General features: G+C 64.5%; 15 protein-coding genes. 8 read left to right on the plus strand and 7 right to left on the minus strand.

Annotated features, from left to right (window positions below; all coding sequences use genetic code 11):
• Positions 1–5: 5 nt before the first annotated feature.
• From J8F10_RS29175 to J8F10_RS40440, 4 genes are read right to left on the minus strand one after another with little or no spacing between them, the layout of a single operon-like run.
• On the minus strand, positions 6–1,265 hold the full coding sequence (locus J8F10_RS29175) for a glycosyltransferase (protein WP_210659970.1): 1,260 nt from the start codon (positions 1,263–1,265) through the stop codon (positions 6–8).
• Positions 1,258–1,920, minus strand: a complete 663-nt coding sequence (locus J8F10_RS40435; protein WP_210659971.1) for an acyltransferase — start codon at positions 1,918–1,920, stop codon at positions 1,258–1,260. The genes J8F10_RS29175 and J8F10_RS40435 overlap by 8 nt, the downstream gene beginning before the upstream one ends.
• A gap of 5 nt (positions 1,921–1,925) precedes the next feature.
• A complete protein-coding gene (locus J8F10_RS29185; RefSeq protein WP_315854183.1) occupies positions 1,926–3,050 on the minus strand; it encodes a glycosyltransferase in 1,125 nt (374 codons plus the stop codon).
• Entirely contained in the window at positions 3,047–4,474 is a 1,428-nt protein-coding gene (locus J8F10_RS40440; RefSeq protein WP_210659972.1) for an O-antigen ligase family protein, read from the minus strand. Before J8F10_RS40440 ends, J8F10_RS29185 begins: the two co-directional genes overlap by 4 nt.
• A 145-nt stretch (positions 4,475–4,619) precedes the next feature.
• On the opposite strand from J8F10_RS40440, the gene J8F10_RS29195 reads away from it, so the two are divergent.
• The 7 genes from J8F10_RS29195 (at position 4,620) to J8F10_RS29225 (ending at position 14,494) form a co-directional block, all read left to right on the plus strand.
• Complete coding sequence (locus J8F10_RS29195) at positions 4,620–7,241, plus strand: RIFT barrel domain-containing protein (protein ID WP_246523633.1); 2,622 nt, start codon at positions 4,620–4,622, stop codon at positions 7,239–7,241.
• A 355-nt stretch (positions 7,242–7,596) separates the two neighbouring features.
• Positions 7,597–8,871, plus strand: a complete 1,275-nt coding sequence (locus J8F10_RS29200) for an L-lactate MFS transporter (protein ID WP_210659974.1) — start codon at positions 7,597–7,599, stop codon at positions 8,869–8,871.
• Between the two features lie 47 nt (positions 8,872–8,918).
• Positions 8,919–9,296, plus strand: coding sequence for a DUF3307 domain-containing protein (locus J8F10_RS29205; RefSeq protein WP_210659975.1), 378 nt, complete (start codon positions 8,919–8,921; stop codon positions 9,294–9,296).
• A gap of 1 nt (position 9,297) precedes the next feature.
• A complete protein-coding gene (locus J8F10_RS29210) occupies positions 9,298–10,500 on the plus strand; it encodes an ABC exporter membrane fusion protein (protein ID WP_210659976.1) in 1,203 nt (400 codons plus the stop codon).
• A 114-nt stretch (positions 10,501–10,614) separates the two neighbouring features.
• Positions 10,615–11,832 (plus strand): FtsX-like permease family protein, encoded by a 1,218-nt coding sequence (locus J8F10_RS29215; protein ID WP_210659977.1) that lies wholly within the window; start codon positions 10,615–10,617, stop codon positions 11,830–11,832.
• Positions 11,833–11,931: 99 nt separating this feature from the next.
• The gene (devC, locus tag J8F10_RS29220) at positions 11,932–13,152 is read left to right on the plus strand and encodes an ABC transporter permease DevC (RefSeq protein ID WP_210659978.1); all 1,221 of its coding nucleotides are present in this window, start codon (positions 11,932–11,934) and stop codon (positions 13,150–13,152) included.
• Positions 13,142–14,494: an ATP-binding cassette domain-containing protein gene (locus J8F10_RS29225; protein WP_210659979.1), complete on the plus strand. Its 1,353-nt coding sequence runs from the start codon at positions 13,142–13,144 to the stop codon at positions 14,492–14,494. Before devC ends, J8F10_RS29225 begins: the two co-directional genes overlap by 11 nt.
• A gap of 94 nt (positions 14,495–14,588) precedes the next feature.
• Here the strand turns inward: J8F10_RS29225 and J8F10_RS29230 are convergent, their stop codons facing one another.
• The gene (locus J8F10_RS29230; protein WP_210659980.1) at positions 14,589–14,789 is read right to left on the minus strand and encodes a hypothetical protein; all 201 of its coding nucleotides are present in this window, start codon (positions 14,787–14,789) and stop codon (positions 14,589–14,591) included.
• 564 nt (positions 14,790–15,353) lie between these two features.
• On the opposite strand from J8F10_RS29230, the gene J8F10_RS29235 reads away from it, so the two are divergent.
• The gene (locus tag J8F10_RS29235; protein WP_210659981.1) at positions 15,354–15,878 is read left to right on the plus strand and encodes a PilZ domain-containing protein; all 525 of its coding nucleotides are present in this window, start codon (positions 15,354–15,356) and stop codon (positions 15,876–15,878) included.
• Positions 15,879–15,931: 53 nt separating this feature from the next.
• On the opposite strand, the gene J8F10_RS29240 is transcribed toward J8F10_RS29235, so the two are convergent.
• The gene (locus J8F10_RS29240) at positions 15,932–16,315 is read right to left on the minus strand and encodes a hypothetical protein (protein ID WP_210659982.1); all 384 of its coding nucleotides are present in this window, start codon (positions 16,313–16,315) and stop codon (positions 15,932–15,934) included.
• A 19-nt stretch (positions 16,316–16,334) separates the two neighbouring features.
• Positions 16,335–18,227: a thiamine pyrophosphate-binding protein gene (locus J8F10_RS29245; RefSeq protein WP_210659983.1), complete on the minus strand. Its 1,893-nt coding sequence runs from the start codon at positions 18,225–18,227 to the stop codon at positions 16,335–16,337.
• Between the last annotated feature and the right edge of the window lie 128 nt (positions 18,228–18,355).

An 18,355-nucleotide genomic window follows, 5' to 3' on the forward strand; every position in this document is an offset into this window, starting at 1 on the left:
TCGGCCTATTGCTTCCCGTCGATCCACCGCGCGAACTGCTCCGCTTTCGCGCTCCACCCTTCGTTCGCCAAGCGACCGCGCGCCCGCCTTTGGTTCTCCGGCATCCCGGTCTGCAAGCGCGTCAATACGGCTCGTGCGAACGCTTCAGGCGACTCCACCACATCGGCGCAGTCGGCCCACTCCGCGGTCGCGGGCAGGTGCCGAACCACGACCGATTTCCCCGTCGCCATATACTCTTTGAGCTTCAGCGGCTGCATCGCCCGCGTTACCGGGAGGTCCGCGTAGGGCGCGATGAGCACGGACGCCCGCGCCGCCAGCACCGGCAAATCGGCGAACGGGAGCGGTGGGAGGCTCCGCACACGCGGCAGTCGCAGCAATTCCGGGTCGGGGGCGTCGTGCGGACCCGCAAAGAGGATCGTGCCGTCGGTCATTGCTTCACCGAGGTGCTTCACGAACGCAAGGTCCGTGCGGCGATCGATCACTCCCCAATACACAATGAGTGGTTTTGGCAGCGCATCCAGTTCACGGAGTGACACGGGTACGTCATTCGATTGGGGCGCGTGCCAGAAATCGAGATCGACCCCGTGGGTAAGCAAGTGCGCGGATTTACCCCACGCCGCGAGGTGCGTTCGTAGTGTTTCGCTCACCGCAATCGTGACGTCCACTTTCGGGGCGAGTTCGGCTTCCATGTCGCGCATCGTGCGGCCGTCTAAGCCGGGCCACACGGAGAAGTCGTCCACGCAGTAATAGACCCAGCGGGCCGCACGAACGTGCCCGACGAGATCGGCCACGAGCGGTATCGTGGTGACGACCACCGGCGGTTCGGGCATCGCGTCCGCGACGGACTTCAGCGCGCGCCCCAGGAGCCGCCGGTTGAGTCCGCGTGCGAACCGCGACCGTAACGACGGCCACATCTTGGGATTGAGAACGAGGGGGGCGGGGGGGGAGAACCCCTCCCCAACCCCTCCCCTAAACGGAGAGGGGCTTAAAACCGTCTCGGATTGTGTATTTGGTTCTGTTCCCCCTTCCTTCTTAGGGAAGGGGGTTAGGGGGTTAGGTTGCCTTCGCTCCCCCAGCACCCACTGGCGGAGTTTGCCCATTCCGCGCGTGACGGTGCTCCAATTCAGCCCCGGCGGGCGCGTGCCGATCGTGTTCACCCAGACGACGCGCCGGTGCGGGAGCAGCTTCGAGATGAGGTGCTGACAACTCGACGGGTGCCGGCCCCAGTCGTCGGAAAACACGATCAGCGGGGCGGGTTCAGGCATCGCTCGCGCTCGTTTCGGTCGGCTCGAACCGGTTGCGGATCACCTTCGCTGGTACGCCGGCCACAATCACGTTATCCGGCAGCGGTTTCGTCACCACGGACCCGGCCGCGACGATCGTTCCTTTGCCCACGCCGGCCAGGATGATGGCTCCGGTGCCGATCCACGCGCCCGCGCCGATGGTCACCATCTTGCGCTCGCCGCCCTGGTCGCGGATCGGTTTCGAGGGGTCGTCGAAGTAGTGCGTCTTTCCACCGGACGGGATCTGCACGTTGGACGCGAGCAGCACGTCGCGCTCGAGGTGAACGAGTCCGAGGCTGCAGCGCGGGCCGACGTACACGTTCTCATCGAGGATCGCACCGGGCTGTGAGAAGAACGTGCCGAACTCGACGGTCGCGGAGGGGTGGCACTTGGCGAGCACCTGCTGAAGGAACGCGCGCCGGAGGTACTGCCCCGTGAGCCCGGGCCACAACGAGAGTAGCTGCGAGCGCGATTCCAGAGCGCGCCCGCGCCCGAGGACGGCCGCGTTCAGCCAAAATGATGCGAGCACCGGCGAAACCCCGACGAGCGCTGCGCACCGGGCCGCGCGCTTGATTGCACTCTTGAGCGCAGATGCGTCTTCCGTGGGGGGAACGTGAATAACGGGCGGGGAACTCATTGCGGTCACCTCCCGGCCAGACGGGAGTACAGAGCGTAATACTCCTCGACGGTCCGGCCCAACTGGTAGCGCTCGACCGCGCGCTCGCGGCCCGCGGCGCCGAGGCGCGCGGTTAATTCCGGGTCACGGAACAGTCGGCGGATCGCGTCCGCGCACCCGTTCACATTGCCTCGCGGGAAGAGTAACCCCTCGCTCTCGTGCCGCACGATTTCGGGATTCCCGCCCACCGCGGTCACGATCGCGGGCAATCCGCTCGCCATCGCTTCGAGCAGCGTGAGTGACGCGGCTTCGCTGAGTGACGTGAGCGCAAAGGCCTCTGCCGCGCACATCAGTTCGGGGATGTCGGTGCGGATACCCAAGAATTTCACGCGATCGGGAACTCGCAGGTCCACCGCGAGGTTTTCGAGTTCGGCACGAAGCGGCCCGTCGCCGACCATGAGCAGGTCCACGCCCGGCAAATCGGGCACGGATGCCGCGAACCCGCGTAAGAGCGTGACCTGGTCTTTCACCGGGTGGTGCCGGGCGACGTGGATCAGGTAGCGCCGGTCGGGTTCCAGACCCGCATCCTCTTTGGCGAGCGCTTTATCCGCGGGCGGGCCGTAGCGCTCGACTTCGATCCCGTTCTCGATGATCTCGATCCGCGCGCCGGCGAACCCGTCCGTGCGCGACAACCCTTGCGCGCTGAAGTGACAGCACGCGGTCACCGAGTCCGCGAGGCGATCGAGGACGAGCCGGTTCACCGCGCGACGCAGGGGCGATACGCGGTCCGGGAAGTGGCGCCCGTGTTCGGTGAGAATCACTTTGGGCCGGAACCCGCACAGCGGTTTCGCGAGCGCCGAGTAGAAGAACGGCGTGTACTGGTGCGCGTGAACGACTTCGATATCGCGCGCGCGGACCGCCCGTGCGATGCGCTGGCTCACTCTCCAGTCGCGCCCGGGCTTGCGGTGAAAGCACACCAGATCGGCGCCTTCGGCCACTAGCTCTTCGCCGATGCGCCCGACCGCGTCGAGGCAGAAGATCGTTGGCTCGATGCGGTCCCCGAGCCGGCGAATGGTTTCGCGCACGAGAACTTCGGCCCCGGCCACCTGCATCAAGTGGACGACGAACGCGACGCGGATCGGTCCCTTCACGACGGCACCGCCGCGGGACGAGAGGCGGCCGGGTACGGGTACGGCAGCGTGAGCGGCGGTAACCCGGACGGCGTCGGGCCGAGCTTCGCCTTCACCGCGCACGTGATCGCGTGCAACTGCACCGCGAGGAGGACGCAAATGTACGGCATCTCGAAGTGCTCGAGCGAAAGGAAGATCGCGCCGAAACAGAACAGAATCAGCGCGCACTCCAGTCCCGCGGCGAGCGAGCGCACCTTCAGCGTTTCCGGGTCCGTAAACGGCCGCAGCGTGCGCCGGGCCTGCCACAACCCGACGAACGCCGAGAGCAGCAACCCGACGTACAGTGCGAGCGCGCCCCAGCCGCTATCGGCCGCGGTCTGGAGGTACTGGCTGTGGATCGTGCGCCCCTCGATATCGGCCCCGTACTGGTAGGTGAACAGGTTCGAGTTGCGGATGCCCATGCCGAAGATCGGGCGCTCGTTGGCCATCTTCACCGCGATGCCCCACGTCACCCAGCGGGCCTGGGCGCTCGCGTCCGTGTCCTGCTTCCCGATGGAGAAGAACCGCTCCTGGATCTCCTTCCCCGCCATGCCGACGACGAGAACCGCACCGACCAGGTACACCGCGGCGACGAACCGCTTGTTCCGGGCTCGCAGGAACATGGGTATTGATGTCACGAGCAGCGAGAGCATCGCGCCGCGCGAGAACGAGAGCAGGACCGCGTGCAGGAGCACCGGGATCACCAGGAGGAACGCCCACCGCCACCGGCGGGTGTGCGCCTCCCACGCGAAGAAGCACAGCGGCACGGCCATCGCGAAGATGAGCGCGGCCCCGTTGTTGTCCAGCCCGCCGTAGCCCCGCGTGGCCAGCATCAGCCAGCCCCACGCGAAGTAGAAGAAGTTGACCTCGTAAGCGATGTACACCGCGCAGCCGATCATCACGTAGTAGATGATCCACAAATCGCGGACCGTGCGGAGCACGAGCGTGGCGCAGATGAACATCACGAAGATCTTGGCGTACTCCAGAAAGTACGGCCACGCGACGGTCTGGTTGATCGCGGTGAAGTAGGTGACGCTGATCCACGCGGTGAACGCGAGGAACAGGTAGTGACTGCGGTTGAACTTGGGATTGCCGTACCACGGGGCCTGCGAAACCGCGAGCGGGGTCCACACCTTCAGGCGCCACGCGACCGTTGCGACGAGCGTGACGACCGCGACCGGGAACGACCAACTGATTTCGGACACGCGCAGCCCGAACACCTCGACCCAGTCCCAGATCGCTTGCGGGCGCAGCACGGCGAACGTGTAGTACACGGCGATGCCGTACACGGGCGAGAGCACGACCGAACCGGCCGTCCCCAGCAACATCATCAGCGCCATGAGCGCGAACTGCTTCATCGATCCGTCCCGGGTCGCGGCCGCGGTATCGGGTTCCTCCCGGCACACGGGCGCCGGCTCGTGCCGCGACGTAAAGCCCTGCGAGTATCATATCGGCGCACGCGCGCCCCACCCCGGTTACGGCCGGGTGTTCTACCATCTTTCATAGCACACGGGGAAGTCCATCCCCGCGCCCCGAACAGGAAGCACGAGCTTGGAACACGTCGTCGAACTCAACGTTGTCGCACCGGCCGTCGGCCGAGGGCCGGTCACCACGGGTGTTCCGTTCCCGCGCAGCGCGCTACCCGATCCGCAAAAACTCGTGCTCCGCGACGCTTCCGGGAAGGCCGTTCGCCTTCAGTCGCGTGCGACCGATCGCTGGCCAGACGGGTCCGTGCGGTGGGCGCTACTCGACTGGATCGCGGAAGCGAACGCCGGCCCGTACCGCGTGGCAGTCGGTGAGCCGGCCGCGGTCGAAGGGCCGGTGGTAAGGGTGGAGGAGCGCGACGAGATCGTTGTTGTCGATACGGGAGTGCTACAGCTTGAATTACAGACATTAGCTACCTTCGGGTTTCGTCAGGTAGGTGTAGAGGGGACTGGCGGTAGTAGGACGGTGTACCCGCTTGTTACTGAAGGGAAGGGGGACTCGTGGTTCCCATTCCTGTTTGGTAATGGATACAAAATAGAGACTGGGCCGGTACGAACGGTACTGCACTTCTCCGGTCTGTTTAGGAGGAACGTGGCGTCCACTTTATGCGCCGAATTCGACATCCAGATGCACTTCTTCGCCGGGTCCGTGGCGGTGCGGATCGAGTTCACCATTCGCAACTCGCGCCGTGCGGCCCACCCCAGCGGGCTTTGGGACTTGGGCGACTCGGGGTCTGTTTTCTTGAAGGATGCTTCATTCACGTTCGCGCTTCCGACGGGCGAAATGGGCGTTCGGTGTTCGCCCGAAATTGGATCACCAGCGGAAGATTTCGCGGCCCCGTTTGAGCTGTATCAGGATTCGAGTGGCGGCGAGAACTGGCGTAGCACGAATCATCTCAATCGCAAGCACGAGGTGCCGGTCGCGTTTCGCGGGTACAAGCTGAAGTCCGGTGAATCGGAACGAACCGGGCTTCGTGCGACACCAATTGTCACGCTGTCGCGGGGAGCGGACTCGGTCGGGGTCGCGGTGCCGCACTTCTGGCAGAATTTTCCGCAAGCGGTCGAAGCGACGTCGAATTCACTTACGCTGCGCCTGTTCCCGCAGCAATCCACAGACTCTCACGAACTGCAAGGCGGAGAGCAGAAGACGTGGACGTTCGCGGTCGCGTTCGGCTCGGACGCGACTCCCGAGGCCCTGGAGTGGTCCCGCACACCGGCACGCGCGTTTGCGTCGCCGAAGTGGTACTGCGAGAGCGGAGCGATTCCATACCTTTCGCCGAAGGTCGATGACCCGAACGCGGACTACCTGAAGCTCGTGGACGCGGCCATCGAAGGGGCTGACACGTTTGATGCCAAGCGCGAGAAGATCGACGAATACGGCTGGCGGCACTTCGGCGATATTTATGGCGACCACGAAGCGGTCTACCACACCGGACCGCAACCGATGGTGTCGCATTACAACAACCAGTACGACCCGATCGCGGGGTTCGCGTACCAACTGATGCGCAGCGGCGACCTTCGCTGGCTGCGGCACATGGAAGAACTCGCGGCCCACGTGATCGACATCGACATCTATCACACCACGCAAGACAAGTCCGCGTACAACGGCGGGCTGTTCTGGCACACGTACCACTACGTCGACGCGGATACGGGCACGCACCGGTCGTACCCGCGTTCACTGCTTCAACTGAAGGGGATGCCGGGGCTCGATCCGAACGACCCAAAGGCCCAGCGTTCCAAGAGCGTGTACGCGCTCGGCGGCGGACCCGCGAACGAGCACAACTACGCCACCGGACTGATGCTCCACCACTTCCTGACGGGAAGTGCGGCCTCGCGCGAAGCCGCGCTCGGTCTGGCGCGGTGGGTGATCGACATGGACGACGGCAGTAAGACGGTATTCCGCTGGCTCGCGAGCGGCGACACCGGGTACGCGAGTCAGAGCCGTGACGCGGGCTACCACGGTCCCGGGCGCGGGTCGGGGAACTCGCTGTCCGCACTCATCGACGGCCACCGGCTCAGTGGCGACGTCGCGTTCCTCAACAAAGCGGAGCAGCTCGTTCGTCGCTGCATCCACCCGAACGACGACGTGCCGAAACGCAACCTACTCGATGTGGAGAACCGCTGGTTCTACACGATGTTCCTCCAGGCGCTCGGGAAGTACCTCGATCACAAAATCGAGCGCGACGAACTCGACGCAATGTACGCTTACGCCCGCGCGAGCCTGTTGCACTACGCGCGCTGGATGGCGGACCACGAAGTGCCGACGCTGTCGCGCCCGGAGATCCTCGAATACCCCAACGAAACCTGGGCCGCGCAGGACATGCGCAAGAGCGAGGTCTTCAAGTTCGCCGCGAAGCACGCGACCGGCGCGGAAAAGGCACGCTTCCTCGAACGCGCGGAGTTCTTCTTCCGCGATTCCGTGTCGCGCCTCACCGCGTTCGAGACGCGCACGCTCGCACGACCCGTCGTGCTGATGCTGTCATTCGGCTACATGCACGCACACTTCCAGCGCCACCCCGAAGAAGCCGCCCCACCGCCGAAGGTCGAAGCGCGCGACTTCGGGCGCCCGGAAGTATTCGTGCCGCAAAAGGTGCGGGCCAAGAAGCGCGCGAAGCTGCTCGTGGTGGCTGGCGTCGCACTGGGGCTGCTCGGTGTGGTGGCTCTGGTGGGGTGGCTGCTGCTGAAGTAAGGGGCGAGGGAAATTCGCCACTATTCAGAGGACAGAGATCAGAAAGCAGAGAACAGAAAAGCAGATTGGCCACAAAAAGGCACAAAGGGCACAAAAAGAAGACAGGGGACAGAGATCGGAAGGCAGAAAGCAGGAAGGCCGGGCGCATTGGTTTAGCCCCATCCGGGGCTAAAAATCATTCTCTTGTCTGATCCGCGTAATCTGCGTTATCCGCGGTTCTTCCTCCTGACTTCTGTCCTCTGTCCTCTGTCCTCTTTTTTGTGCCCTTTGTGCCTTTTTGTGGCCAATCCGTCTTCTGTCTTTATCGTGCCATTCATCGACATTGATCGTGCGGTTGATTTCGGAGGCTCAACGAATGGCGGTTCCGGCGCGGGCGTGGGTGGTGACCGGCGCGGGCACGGCCGTTAACCTGTGTCTCGGCATCCTCTACGGCTGGAGCGTGTGGAACGCGGCGCTCGTGAACGAGGCGCGGGCCGGCGAGCCGATGACCGGGCTGAACGAGGGGTGGACGTACCTCGATAACGTGCGCGGGACCGTCGCGTATGCCGTCTGCGGGATCACGTTCGCGCTGTTCATGATCCCGGGCGGGCGCCTCCAGGACCGTTACGGGGCGAAGATCGGGGCCACGCTCGGCGGGTTGTTCCTCGCGATCGGGTGCATCGTCGCCGGCCTCATGAAGAGCTTCGAGGGGCTGGTGGTCGGATTCGGCGTGCTGGGTGGAATCGGCATGGGTTTGGGCTACGCCGCGGCGACGCCCGCGGCGGTGAAGTGGTTCCACAGCAGCCGGCGCGGGCTGATCGTTGGGTTGGTTGTGGCGGGGTACGGGGCCGCGGCCGTCTACATTTCGCCGCTCGCGGACTACCTCATCACGAACCACGGATTGACCGGCAGTTTCGTGGGATTGGGGATCTTCTTCGCGGTCGTGGTCGTGATCGCCGGTCAACTCCTCAGTCCTCCCCCGCCCGGGTTCGTGGCGGCCGCGCCGTCCAACGTCGTGGAAGGACCGAAGCTGGCTGCCACCAACTTCGGCGCGGGGCAGATGCTCCGCACGTGGCAGTTCTATGCGCTCGTGTTACTCTTCATCGGGTCCGCGCAATCGGGCCTACTCGTCATCTCGAAGGCGAAAACGTTTCTCGCAGACACCGCGGGCAAAACCGGCTACTTCGCCGAGCGTGCGTGGCTGCTCGTCACGTTTATTGGTGTGGTGAACGCGATCGGGCGCATTGGGACCGGGCAGTATTCCGACCGCATCGGGCGGCTCAACGCTTACGCGATCAATGGTCTGGTGTCCGCCGCGTGCCTCCTGGTCGCGCCGTGGGTACTCGCGGAGAAAAACGTCCTGTTGCTGTTCGTGGTGATCGGGGTTATGGCGTGGCAGTACGGCGGTACGCTCGCGGTGCTCCCCGCGCTGACGGCCGATTACTACGGCCCGAAGAACCTGGGACTGAACTACGGGTTGGTGTTCGTGGGCTGGGGGTTCGCGTTCTTCGTGCCGCTGGTGGCCAGTTCGATCAAGGACCGGACCGGGCAGTGGGGCGGGGCGTTTTACCTGTCGGCGGGACTGCTCGTAACGGCTGTGCTGGTGAGCCGCATAATCCGCAAGCCGGTTTCAGTCGCGCCCGGCGCGTGAGATACTGGGCAACGTGGTAGAATTGGGCACCCCACGGACCGAACGTCATGTTGTTAGCGCTGCTGTTCTTCTTGATCGCCGGGCACGCGCTGATGGACTACTCGTTGCAGAACGACTCGATGGCGGTGTGCAAGTGCCGGAAGTCCACCAACCCGCTCGCGGCGAGCGTGCCGTGGTACTACTGGCTCACGTCGCACGCGCTCCTGCACGGGGCCGCGGTCGGGGTCATTTTCCGGTGGATGAACTTCGACTGGAACGTGGTCCTGGCCGTCGCCCTGGCGGAAACCGTAATTCACTGGATCACCGACTACGGTAAGTGCGAGAAGTGGTACTCATTGCACGTCGATCAGGCCGTTCACATCACCTGTAAAATCATCTGGTGGGGACTCGTCGCGGGCGAAGTCGTCAAGCCGATCGGGGGCTAACATGCCGCACGCCAATAGCCATCGATCCGGGCGCGCATCGACCACCGCGCTGGCCGTGGCCGCCGCCCTCATGGTCGGCGGGATCGCGGGCTACTTCCTCGCGGGACGCGCTAACAAGTCGGGCGGCGCCTCCGACGGGGGCACGAACGGCGAGGCCGCTTCGCGCGACCGCGTCACCGCGCTCGGGCGCCTCCAACCGGAGGGCGGGGTGGTTCCCGTGTACGGCCCGCCGGGAGATCGCATCGCACGAATGTACTCGATCCCCACCGGCGCCCCGCTCGTGGCCGGCGCTCCCATTGCCGAACTCGCGAGCCGCAAGGACCGGTTGCTCGAAGTCCAAGTGGCCCGCACGCAACTCACCGAAGCAACGGCCGCGCGGGACGCGAGCAAGCGGGCGGGCGAGAAGAAGATTCAGGCCGCGGAAGCCGAACTGAACCAGGCCAAAGCGAACAAGGTCAGCGACCTCGCCGCGCTCGACGCCAAGCTGAAGGCCGTCGCTCTGCAAGCGAAGACTGCCGCGAAACAGGCAGAACGCCTGCGGGGACTGAAAGGCAAAGTCACAACGGTGGCCGACGAGGACATCGAGAAGGTCGAGTTGCTCCAGGCACAAGCCGACGCCGAGCTCGCCGCGACGCAGGCCACGCGCGACAAAACCCGGATCACCTACGAAGAGACGGAGAAGGCGGCCGAGGCGAAGATCGGTGCGGCGAAAGCAGAGCTAGAGGAGGCACTGGCCCGCGCGCCGATCAAGTCCTCCGAGGAGAAGGTCGCGCTCGCGGAGCAAATGGCCGAAATGACCACCATTAAGGCTCCGATATCGGGGATCGTACTGAAGGTGACCGGGCGCACCGGGCAACCAACCGGGGTGGACCCGATCCTTCAACTCGCGGACCTCGGCAAGATGACCGCGGTGGCGGAGGTGTACGAGAGCGACGTGGAGCGACTGACGGGTTGGGTGCGCTCGGGGCCGGTTACGGCGGAAGTCACGAACCCGGCCCTGCCGAAGCCACTAAAAGGCGTCGTTCGCTCGGAAGCCGACATCACGCGCATGATCGCGCGCAACCAGGTGTTCGCGATGGGGCCGCGCGAGGACGCCGACCGCCGCGTGGTGGAGGTGGTCGTTCACCTGGACGACGCAAGTGCCGCTGACGCGGGCCGGCTCGTCGGGCTGCAAGTGACAGTCGCGTTCGTGCCGGGGAAGTAGTTTAGTGTGGTCCGCTCGCTCCGCGAGCGGGATGTAGCCGACTCCGGTCAGTGATCGCGATTGAGATAACGACGCGAACCGCTCGCGGAGCGAGCGGACCACACTAAGGGCGCCATGACTCCCCTTCGGCTCGCGTGGGCGAACCTGGTTCACAAACGCACGCGGACGTTCATCGCCGCGGCCGGGGTCGCGTTCGCGGTCGTGCTCGTGTTCATGGAACTCGGTATGCTCGGCGGCGTCGGCCGCACCGCGACCATGCTTTACGACAAGCTGCAATTCGATTTACTCATCACATCGTCCGAGTACCTCGACCTGAGCCGCGCGCCCGAGTTCCCGCGGGCGCGACTTTCACAGGCCCGGGTCGAAGGCGTGGACGACGTGATCCCGGTTTCCTTCGGCGTCGCGGGTTGGCGGGCGCCGCGCCAGGAGTCTGTGTTCGGTGGTACCGAACCGGGCGGGCAGTTGAGTATCAACATCGTCGCCGCGGTGCCGGATCAACTTGCCAAGACGTTCGCCGTGGGGAAGGGCGGCGCGTTCGCGTCCGAAGAAGAAGCGGCCCGCGCGGGAGTCAAACTGAAGCAGCTCGACACGTTCCTGCTCGATCGCCGGTCCAAGCCGGATTTCGGCGACGTTAATCAACTTCAGAAACTTCCTCCCGACGGACGCGCGGGTGAGGCCGTTCGCGTAAACGGCATGCGCGCGAGCGTCGTGGGCGGGTTCGATCTCGGTACCGGGTTCAGTTGGAACGGAATGCTGCTGACCAGCGAAGAGACTTACACGCACTTCGCGATGCGCCCGCGGGACGCGGTTCATTTCGGATTGGTGCAGTTGAAGCCGGGCGCCGACCCGGTTGCTGTTCAGAAGCAGCTTCGCGCGACTCTACCGCCCGATGTGAAGGTTTACACGCGCGCCGAGATCAACGCGGCCGAGCGCAACTACTGGTTGCGGCTCACCTCCATTGGGCAATTCCTGTTGGTCGCGGTGATTCTGGCAATTGTGGTCGGTGTCATTTTCGTGTACCAGATGATGGCCGCGGACATCCGCAACATGCTGCCGGAGTACGCGACGGTAAAAGCACTCGGCTACCGCCCGCCGTACCTCACGGGCGTGGTGTTGTGGCAGGCCGTGTTGCTCGCGGTCTTCGGTTACGTTCCGGGCTTCATCGCAGCGCTGGGATTGTATTTCGTGGCGAGCACCTACGGCGGCATCCCGACCGCAATGACACTCGGAGCCGCGGTGGGCGTACTCGCGCTGACGTGCTTTATGTGCCTCGCGTCCGGGCTATTAGCCGTGCGGAAGGTCCACACGGCGGACCCGGCAGACCTGTTCTAGGCGAACGGCCGGTGTGAGCCGGCCGGTGCAATTTGCACGAGTAGCTGTACTTTCGTTGTTCTCACCGGCCGGCTCACACCGGCCGTTCGCCAGGAAATCATGCCCGCTCCCGCTCCCGTTCCCCTGGCCTGGAAGAACCTTGCCCACGACAGGGTGCGGTTCGCGCTGTTCGCGTCCGGCGTCGGGTTCGCGGTGGTGCTGATGGGCGTGCAGTACGGCATCATGAACGCGATGCTCGACAGCAACACGGTGCTCATCGAGCGGCTCAAGGGCGACATCGTACTCATCAACCCGAACAAGGCGTCGCTGCTGTTCCGCGAGGGCGTGTCGCGCCGGCGGATCGCGGAAGCCGAGGGCGTGGCTGGTGTGAAGAGCGTGTCGCCGGTGTTCGTGGAGTATTCCATCGCGGCCCTGCGCCACACCGCGGCTGACCCGTCCGCGCGCACCAGCACGCGGCGGGTGCGCGTGATCGGCGTCGATCCGAACGCCGACGTACTCGACCTACCCGGCGTGAGTGCGAAAGACTGGCAGGAACTGAACACGCCAGGAACCGCGCTTTATGACCGCAAGAGCCGACCGCACCCGGACCAGGTCAATCACCCGGGCGAGTCGGTATTCGGAAAACTCGAACCCGGGGCCGGAACTGAACTCGCGGGGCGCGACATCCGGCTCGTTGCGGGCTTCGAGATGGGCTTCGATTTCGGCACCGACGGCAGCGTCGTGGTGAGTGACCGCACGTTCGAGAAATGGGTTCGCGAGCCGTACTACCCGACGAGCCCGATGGCGGAAACGGACATCGGCGTGGTGAAGTTGCTCCCGGGCGCGGACGTGAAAGGGGTGAAGGCGGCGCTGCAATCGAAGTTCGCCGCTGGGAGCGATGTGCTGGTTCTCACACGCGACGAAATGGTGTCGCGCGAGAAAAGCTTCTGGTGGGTGAACACGCCGATCGGCTTCGCGTTCGGTGCCGGTGTGCTCCTGGGCTTTGTTGTCGGAATGGTGATCTGCTACCAGATTCTCGCGAGCGACGTGGCCGACCACCTGCCCGAGTACGCGACACTGAAGGCCATCGGCTACACGAACCGATACCTGAGTTGGATCGTGCTGCAAGAGTCGCTGATCCTCGCCGCAGCGGGCTTCATTCCCGGCGTGGCGGTGACCTATGCGATGTATCTCGTCCTCAGCGAGATTACCGGGCTGCCGATGATTCTCACGCCGGCCCGATTCGCGCTGGTGATGGTGTTAACAGTGGTGATGTGCGTCGCGTCCGGGGCGCTCGCGGTGAGCAAGGTGAAGAAGGTGGACCCCGCCGATGTCTTCTAAACTCCCCCTCCCCGGTCAACCGGTGCTCCGCATTCGTGGGGTGAATCACTACTTCGGTACCGGCGACACGCGCACGCAGGTGCTCTTCGATAACACGCTCGAAGTGATGCCGGGCGAGTTAGTCATCATGAGCGGCCCGTCCGGGTCGGGCAAAACGACCATTCTCACGCTCATCGGCGGGCTGCGCACGCTGCAAGAAGGCGAGATCGAAGTTTGGGACGCGGGGCTGGGCGGTTACCGCAACTTGAGGGGCGTACCCGAGCCGGAACTGGTCCACGTTCGCCGGCTCATCGGGTTCATTTTTCAGCGACACAATTTGTTCGACTCGCTCACGAGCGTGCAGAACATCCGCATGGCGCAGCGGTTGAAAGAGACCGGCGAAGCCGATCCCGACGCGGACGCACGCGACGTGCTCACGTACCTGCTCCTCGGCGAAAAAGACCTGGAAGGGCGCACGCAGAAGTCGCGGTTCGACTACAAGCCCGCAAAACTCTCCGGCGGTCAACGGCAGCGCGTCGCCATCGCGCGGGCGCTCGTCAATCGACCGAAGCTCGTTCTCGCCGACGAGCCGACGGCGGCCCTCGACGCGAATAGCGGACTCGCGGTGGTCACATTGGTGCAGGAACTCGCGCGCCAACGGTCCGAGGAAGACCTCCGCCGGCTCGTGCGCCCGCCCGAAGAAGCCGGCGAGAACGGGCGGCTCGGAAGTTGGCAGATCCCGCTTTTAAAGAAGATCGCCACAGAACACGGCACTACCAGCCTGATTGTCACGCACGATTCGCGCATCATGAATCTGGCCGACCGCATCGTTCACATGGAACGCGGCCGGATCGAGTCGAACGTGGTCGTCGCGGAGCGCCTGTTCGTGCGAGAGGGCCTGCGCCAGAGTCCGGCGTTCGCCGCGGTTCTGCCCGAAGAGCAGGAAAAGATCGCCGATTCGGTCCTGATCGGCGTTCACCCGAACGACCCGGTGCGCCCGGACCACCTCGCCGCAAAGCCCGGCTGTGTCGAAGTCTACGAACCGGGACAGGTCATCGTGCGCCAGGGCGACGCGGTGAACGCGGAGAGCAAGTTCTACCTGATCCGGCGCGGCACCGTGGACGTGTCGCGCGAGGTCGGAGGAGCGACTCAAAAGCTCACAGAAATGGGTGCGGGGAGGTACTTCGGTGAAGTCGCGCTCCTCATGGACCAGCCTCGGAACGCGACCGTGCGTGCGCTGACTCGCGTCGAGGTGTACACGGTGAACCGCGCCACGTTCGACAAATTCTACTCAGTGAGCCGACCGTTTATTGAACGCGTACTGGCGAACTTCCGCGCAGGTGACGGCACCCCGCGAACGTAATTGGCTTCCAATGCGTGGAATTGTGGCAATCGAGGTGTTTCCCCGGGCGAGCGTGAGTGGCCGGGGAAGAGGCGTGCGGAGGCGGTCAACGTGGTCAGGAAGCGGCCACGGCCGGCTGCGAGGCGAGCAGTTCACCGATGACGCGCCGGAGCATTTGCCCGGTGGTCATTCCGCGCCGGCTGGCCGCGGCTTCCAGTTCCATCGCCTGCCACAGCGGCAACAACAGGGCCAGTTCGACGACCTCTTGATCGGAGCGAACGGCGTTGGGTGATATGGCATCGAATAGCGGTTGCACGGCGTCACCTGCCCTGGAAAGCGTGTACGGCAGCTCCACGCTACCGAAAATCACGGGCCTAACGATCCTCAAGTCCCATCGGCCCCGCGCAGGGGCATCGTAACCATTAGATCACGCGACGGCAAGACGCTAACGCCGAACCCCCGGCACGCTCGAATCGCGCTCGGTGAGCGAAACACTTCAGCATCGGTCAGCGGTTGAACTGAAGACTGGCCGTCAATGAATATGAATGCAACCCGAATGCCGCACGACAAAATCACACGGCAATTTCAATTTTAGCGAGGGAAATACGCGATTCCCGCGTCGGAATTTACTTGCATGGAACCGCGTCACCCGAACGAGTCGCTCAGTCCACGCGCACTTTCTGTCAGAATGCGAGCAGGCCGTGTGAAGTTCCTGGTTCTTGAAGAATTCGGAAAAATAGTTCGGATTGGGAAGACTGCGGGTAATGGTTCGGAAGCTTTCGATAGGGCAGATCGTGCCTGTTTTTTGCAACACACCCCCCGCGTGCTAGAGTCAGTTATCAGATCAAGTGAAGGGACGGGTTGTTCCTGGGGCCGGAAAATGTCGTTCGTCGAAATGCTCGAGGGGGCCAAAGTTTGGGCCACCGGGAATCTGCCGATCGTGGTCGGCGGGTTCGTCGCGCTATTGGTGCTCACGTTCCTGGTGGTAATCGCCGCCCGGCGCCGCGGGGCCCTCGATCCGGCCAAACTTGCGCCCGCCAGCGCTAACGCTCTCACCGGTGAGAAAGCGCTCAGTTGGGCGCCGCCGGAGCAATCCTACGCGGACCGCCGGGGGGCGGTGCGGCGCGAGGGCCAGCCGGTCCGGGTGCTGCTCGCCTCGAACACGTTCCGCAACGGGGCCGGTGACGGGTACGTCATTGATCGATCGACCGGGGGCTTGAAGCTCGCGACCCAGTCGGCTGTACCGCCCGGGACGACGGTCCAGGTTCGTGCGGTGGACGCCCCGGACACCATCGGGTTCGTCACGGTCATCGTCCGCAGTTGCCGCAAGAACACGAACTATTACGAACTCGGGTGCGAGTTCGAGAAGACCCCACCGTGGAACGTTCTCTTGCTGTTCGGATGATTCTTGTTGGACGCGGCCGGCACGGGTCGGCCGGTTGTTGTTTGGGTGCCGTTCTACTTGAGCAGAATCATCATCAGGTCGATCCCCGCAATCAGCCACGCGCCGAGCCCAACAACACTCGCCGCGAACGCCGCAAAACCCAGCACACTGGATTCACCGCTCCGACGGGTCGCGTCCCACCCCCGAACGCTGATACCTACCGAGATCAAGCCGAGAACCGCGCCCCCCGTTGTTCCGATCAACCCGCCGCATTGCGCGAGGTCGCGCGGGACGTCGCGCATGCCCTGGACGAACAGGATCACGTTAAACACCATCAACACGCACGCGGAGAGCAACAGCGTGCAGCCGATCACCAGACCGGCGATTCCCGCGCCTGTTCCCGGCGACAGGGAGAGGGTGGGAGCGGTCGAAGGTGGAGTGTAATCGTCTTCGGACATCGCGCACCCGCTTGTGGTGTTAATCGTTCTTCTTGTCCAACTGGATCGCGCGCGAGCCGATGCGGGCCAGGAACCGCGCCTTCTGCGCCGCGGTCAGTTCCTTCGTGTACCGCGCCCGCACCGCGTCCACCCACCGCACCTTGCGCTTACTGTAGTCAGTCAGCACGCGAACCAGAACCGGTCCGTCGTAACACACCGCGCCGCGCAGCTTCGCTTCCAGTTCCGCGTGCGAATTGATCTCCACGTAACCCACGCCGAACGCCTGGGCGAGTGCCTTGTAGTCGAGGCGCGTGAGGATCGTGGCCGTGGTCCGCAGGTACGCGGGTTTTTGCAGCATCTGCATGTAGTGATACGCTTGGTCGTCGAGAATCACGAACTTTACCGGCAGGTGCTCGCGCGCCGCGGTGGTGATTTCCATCGCGCTCATGAGCAGGCACCCGTCGCCGGTGAGCGTCGCGACCGTCTTCCCGTAATGAACCCGCTGCGCGCCGAGTGCGGCCGGCACGCTCCACCCCATCGCCTGATTGTCGACCGGGTTGAAGTACGTGCGCGGGTGGCACACGCGGAAGTGCTCGGCCGCGAGATGCTCCGTCACGCTCACATCGGTGAAGAGCAGCGCGTCGTCCGGCAGCACCTTGCGGAGCGCGGCGACGGTCGCGAGTGGGTCGACGCCGCACTTCGGTTGCGGGATGTTGCAGAGTTCTTTCGCGGCGTCGGTCTTCAGGGTGCGAATGTGGTTCACGAGCCACTTGTCGTCCGCGCGCCGGAGCCTGTCGCCGCACGCCAGCAGACGACCGAGGAAAACGCCCGCGTCCGCGTGGACGCACACGTCCGTCTTCAGAATGCGCCCGAGGTTGCACGGGTTCGCGTCAACGTGAACGACGTGTTTGGGTTGCGGGTTACCGTAATAGCCCGTCGAGACTTCGCTGAACTTCACCCCGATCGCGAGTAGCGTATCGACGCCCGATTTCAGCGGGTGCTTCTTCTCGCCGGCGAACACCGTCTCCGCGACTTCGCTGGCGTGCGGGCCGAAGCCCCATCCGACCGCGAGCGGGTGCGAATCGCTGATGACCCCGCGCCCCGAGACGCTCGTCGCAACGGGCGCCTGGAGCATTTCCGCGACGGCCGCGAGTTCGGCGCTGGAGGCCATGCAGCCTACCCCGGCGTAGATGCCGACGCGGTGCTTCTTGTCCGCCAGGAACGGCAGCGCCCGCTCGAACGCGGCGTCATCAAAGGGCGGGGCCGGAACCGCGGGCGGCGGGGTGCGGAAGTCGTGAGCCTCGATGAACAGGTTGTACGGCACCACCACCGCGACCGGCCCCGGTTCGCCCTGTGTCGCGGTGACGAACGCCTGTCGTACCGCTGCGGCGATCTGCTCGACGGTCTGCACGGCGTACACGCACTTGCACACCGGCTTGAGTAACTCGACCTGGTTCAGCGCGTGAACCTGAAACGGCTTCGCCTTCTCGCCGTTCGCCACATCGCCGACGATTGCCACGAGCGGTGAGGAGTCCAGCAGTGCTTCGCCTAAGCCTGTCAACGAATTCGTCACGCCGGGGCCGGGAACGACGCACAGCACGCCGGGTTTCCCGGTGCTGCGTGCGTAGCCGTCGGCCATGCACGCGGCGGAGAACTCGTGGGTCACGAGCAGGTACGGGATGCCCTTTTCTTTGAAGGTGTCCCACAGTTCGTTTTCCTGCGCGCCGGGAATGCCGTACACGCACCCGACGTTCTCCGCAAGCAGTGCCGCACACAGGGCTTCGGCGCCGGTCATGCGACCGAACACCCACCCCGGGTGCCGCGCTTCTCGGACGTGCGCAATGGGGCCTGCACTTGCGGCATTCGCGGCCAAGGCGCCGCCCACAGCGGCCGCACCCTGAATCAGCCCACGACGAGAGAACGCGAAGTCCATTTCGCACCCCGGAGACAGAACGACCGATTTGTATCGGCTACCGGGGGCGGGCGAATTCGCGCGGAATGCGCGAGCGCGCGGATTTAGCGAAATGGCGGTGCGCGATGAGCGAGGTGCCTCCTCACCAG

The organism is Gemmata palustris (assembly GCF_017939745.1).
In the GTDB taxonomy this organism is placed as follows: Bacteria; Planctomycetota; Planctomycetia; order Gemmatales; family Gemmataceae; genus Gemmata; species Gemmata palustris.